Consider the following 3,533-nt stretch of genomic DNA (forward strand, 5'->3'; position numbering starts at 1 on the left):
ACCCACCGGACGCGCCGCAGCAGCACCTCGGAGATCGGCTTCGTCGCCTTCCGGCGGTCGGCCATCTTCCGCGGAGGGATGTGGGAGAGGTGCCGGGTGTTGCCGGGAGCGATGATCACGATGTCGGCGTCGATCGTCTTCGCCTCGTGCATCTTCGTCGGCGGGAGGTGCGCGATCTGCTCCGGCGACGCTTCCTCGTAGAAGATCCCGTTCGCCTCTTCGAACCCCCCCGCCAGGAGCGGGTGCGCTCCCGCCCGCATCACCTCGCGGTAGACCGCGAGCGCCAGCGGCCTCCCCAGCTCGCTCGTGGAGATCCGGACGATCTCCCCCTTCTTCGCCTTGACGGAATGACGGACCAGCACCTCCGCAAGCCTCTTCACCTGCCGCTCGGAACCCAAGGGAACCCCCCCTCTTTCCGGATGTCTTCGCTTCGCCGCGCCGGCCTCACTCGCCCCGCTTGACCGCCTCGATGGCGGCCATCTTCCGGCGGGCCTCCTCGACCTTCTTCATCGCTCGGTCCAGCACCCCGGGGTCCGCCGACTGGAGATTGAAGGTGTAACAGGTGTCCGCGAGGAACGGCGACTTCACCCCGAGCTGCCGGTTCTCCTCCATGTCGAGGGTGAGCACCCCGTCCCACTTCTGCCCCAGGATGCTGTACGACCCCACGAAGATCGAGCGGAACGTCGACTCGAGCATCTCGTAGACGTGCGTGCAGCTCATGTTCCGGGGGATCCGCTCCTTGACCTTCTTCAATCCTCCCCGCTCCAGCACGCCGATCCCCTTGAGCGTCGAAAGCATCTCCAGCGGCCGGGTCTCGCAGCACGGGTAGGGGATCCGGTCCATCTTCCCCGCAATCTCCTCGATGCGGTAGCTGTCCGACAGGACCATCGCGAGGTTCATGTCGTGGAAGTCGTCGTGCAGGCGGGTGATCGTGAGCAGGCGTCCGTCCTCGAGCTTGTACATCTCGCACTTGAGGATCCGGCCGAAGCTCTGCTTGTGGTGCTTGGCCAGCTGCTGGATCGTCTCGAAATCCATCGTATCCCCTTCGACTCAGCGGTCTTCCGGCGGCCCCGCGAACAGCTTCCGCAGCATCGCGAGGTTCCGCAGGTCCATCTCGAACTCGTCGTTCCCGTCCTTGGGCGTTTCGAGCACCATGGGGGTGGAAGCGAACCCCTTGTGGGCGAGAATGCGGTGGAAGGCCGAAAGCGGGATCTTTCCCCGGCCGAGGTGCTCGTGCCGGTCGACCTTGCTCCCGAGAGGCGTCTTCGAGTCGTTCAGGTGCCACATCCGCACCAGCGGCGCGATCCCGAGCGACGTCAACTCCGCGAGGAGCGCCTCCCAGCCGTCGTCCGTCCCGATGTCGTACCCGGACTCGAACAGGTGGGCGCTGTCGAGGCACACCCCCACGTCGGGGGGGTTCGCCGCGGCGTCGAGAAGCGCCCGCAGCTGGCCGATCGACCGCCCGATCGAGTTCCCCTGCCCCGCGGTGTTCTCCAGGAGCAGGGTGACCCCGCCCGGGAAGCGGCCGAAGGACGCAAGGGCCGTCGCGATGCGGGAGATCCCCTCTTCCGCCGGGTCGTCGCCGCTCGATCCGGGGTGCATCACCAGGTACGGGACCCCGAGCATCGCCGCGCGGGACGCCTCGTCCTCGAGTGCGTACAGGGAGCGGGTGCGGACCGTCTCCTTCGAGGAGGCGAGGTTGATGAGGTAGGCGCAGTGGATCGCCGCCACCTTCACGCCGGTGCGTCCGCACTCGTCGCGGAACGCCCGGGCGTCCTCCTCCTCGAGCGCCTTTCCCGTCCACCGGGTGTTGTGCTTGGAGAATATCTGGACGACGTCCGCGCCGATCCGTTTCCCGCGCTCGGGCGCCGTGTGGACTCCCCCCGCGACGGAGACGTGCGCCCCCAGCGGCGGCGCTTTCCGTTTCACGATTTCTTCCGCTCCATCCGGTGGCACTGCCGGCAGTTCTTCTTCCGCAGCGGGTGGTTCCCCGGCATCGGAGGCCCTTTTTCGAGCCTGGCGGCGGACGCCGGTTCCTTTCCGTCGTGGCACGACAGGCACACCGCGTCGGCCGCGGCCGTGTCCTCGATCGCCGCCACGCTGAGGTGCGCCTCGGACCGGTGGATGAAACGCTCCTTCCCCGTCATGGAGAGCATCGCGAGCAACGCGACCACCACCACCACGAATACGAGAAACTGGATGTCCTTCGGCCGGATCTTCCCCACGGCGTTCAGCCCGCCGCCTTCGGCTTGCCGACCCGGAGGACGCATTCGTCGCGCCCCTCCCCGCGGGTCCCCTCGAAGCAGAGCGTACAGCGCAGCGCCCCTTCCCAGGTTCCGAAGTCGACCGAGTGTGCGACCTTGCACAGTGTCTCGACGTCGTCGTCCGGAAGCCCCATCGCCCGCCATTCGTCGACCAGCGGACATTTCGACATGGCGATGACCGCCTCGTCGGGACCGAGGGATACGATCCGCGGAGCGAACTGGTGCTGCTTCACCGGGTCCGGCGACGCGAACTCCCGGGCCGCCTGGGCCAGGTCCCCCCCGCGCGCCTTCTCCGAGTAGTTGCGCCTCGACTTCTCCTCGCCGTAGTTGTAGATCGCCTCGCTCATCAGGTCGATCGCCTGCGCCTCGCCCAACCGCTTCCGCAAAACAAGGAACAGGTGCGCGTAGACCGCCGCCCGCTGGCGGGTCGCCTGCGCCACCTTTTCGCCGATGTCCGACATGAGCCCTCCCCGCGCCTTGGTGCTTCCATTCATGAATCTTGATGCCAACGTTTGATTTTAGGGCCGGGGAGAGCGGTTTTCACCTGTTTTCTAAAAAGAACCGGGGAGCGCCAGAGGAGAGCGCCCCCCGGGTACGACTACCTGGCGGCGGCTTTCCTCGCGGAACCGCGGTCGGCCGCCTTCGCCGGCTCGTCCGGGAGGGCGGCGATCCGGCAATATTCGTCCCGCACGTACTCCTTGAACCGCTTCACCGCCAGTTTCGCCGCCGGGTCCTCGACCGTCCCCTCCCCGGCGGGGGCGCCGTCGGACGACGCCCGGAGCAGATCGTAATACCGGACCCCCGAGGCGGTGGCGTAGGAGCGGGAAGGGACGAGCACCGTCGGCGACTCGCCCTTCTTCGACCGCCAGACGGACGCCCCGACCAGCTTGAGCCCGGAAAGCAGCCCCTCCTCGAAGTGGATCTCCACGTCGGCGAGCTTGCCCGCCGGCGTCCCCCCGTGGTTCAGAACGTAGTGCACCCGCATGGTGTTGCCCTCCTTTGCGCGATGTTGCGCGACAAGGAGTTCAATCCCCGTGCCGGCCCGACCGCTCACACCATCATCTGGTACGGGTCGACGTCGGTTTCGAGGACGGCGCCCAGTTTGCGCACCTGTTCGCGCAGCGGCCGCAGGAAGGGCGGGAACACGTCCCCCACGGGCAGATCGGGGGGGAGGACCAGCAGGACCTGGTAACGGAAGCGGCGCTTGACCCTGGCGATGGGGGACGGCGCCGGACCCAGAAGGCGTATCCCATGCGCCGCCGCCGGTCC

General features: G+C 67.5%; 7 protein-coding genes. All 7 read right to left on the reverse strand.

The window, feature by feature from the left end; all coding sequences use genetic code 11:
* A partial coding sequence (locus HZB86_11750; protein ID MBI5906196.1) for an aminopeptidase occupies positions 1–398 on the reverse strand: 398 nt, incomplete at its 3' end.
* 46 nt (positions 399–444) lie between these two features.
* Positions 445–1,035 carry a DUF2889 domain-containing protein gene (locus HZB86_11755; GenBank protein MBI5906197.1) on the reverse strand — a complete coding sequence of 197 codons (591 nt, stop codon included), beginning with the start codon at positions 1,033–1,035 and terminating at the stop codon, positions 445–447.
* Positions 1,036–1,050: 15 nt separating this feature from the next.
* Positions 1,051–1,929 (reverse strand): deoxyribonuclease IV, encoded by an 879-nt coding sequence (locus HZB86_11760; protein MBI5906198.1) that lies wholly within the window; start codon positions 1,927–1,929, stop codon positions 1,051–1,053.
* Complete coding sequence (locus tag HZB86_11765; protein ID MBI5906199.1) at positions 1,926–2,270, reverse strand: hypothetical protein; 345 nt, start codon at positions 2,268–2,270, stop codon at positions 1,926–1,928. The genes HZB86_11760 and HZB86_11765 overlap by 4 nt, the downstream gene beginning before the upstream one ends.
* Positions 2,231–2,725 (reverse strand): L-2-amino-thiazoline-4-carboxylic acid hydrolase, encoded by a 495-nt coding sequence (locus HZB86_11770; GenBank protein MBI5906200.1) that lies wholly within the window; start codon positions 2,723–2,725, stop codon positions 2,231–2,233. Before HZB86_11770 ends, HZB86_11765 begins: the two co-directional genes overlap by 40 nt.
* Positions 2,726–2,862: 137 nt before the next feature.
* Positions 2,863–3,249: a hypothetical protein gene (locus tag HZB86_11775; protein MBI5906201.1), complete on the reverse strand. Its 387-nt coding sequence runs from the start codon at positions 3,247–3,249 to the stop codon at positions 2,863–2,865.
* 65 nt (positions 3,250–3,314) lie between these two features.
* The coding region (locus HZB86_11780) for a hypothetical protein (protein ID MBI5906202.1) at positions 3,315–3,533 on the reverse strand (219 nt) is incomplete at its 5' end.

Source organism: Deltaproteobacteria bacterium, from assembly GCA_016234845.1.
GTDB lineage: Bacteria > Desulfobacterota > Deferrimicrobia > Deferrimicrobiales > Deferrimicrobiaceae > JACRNP01.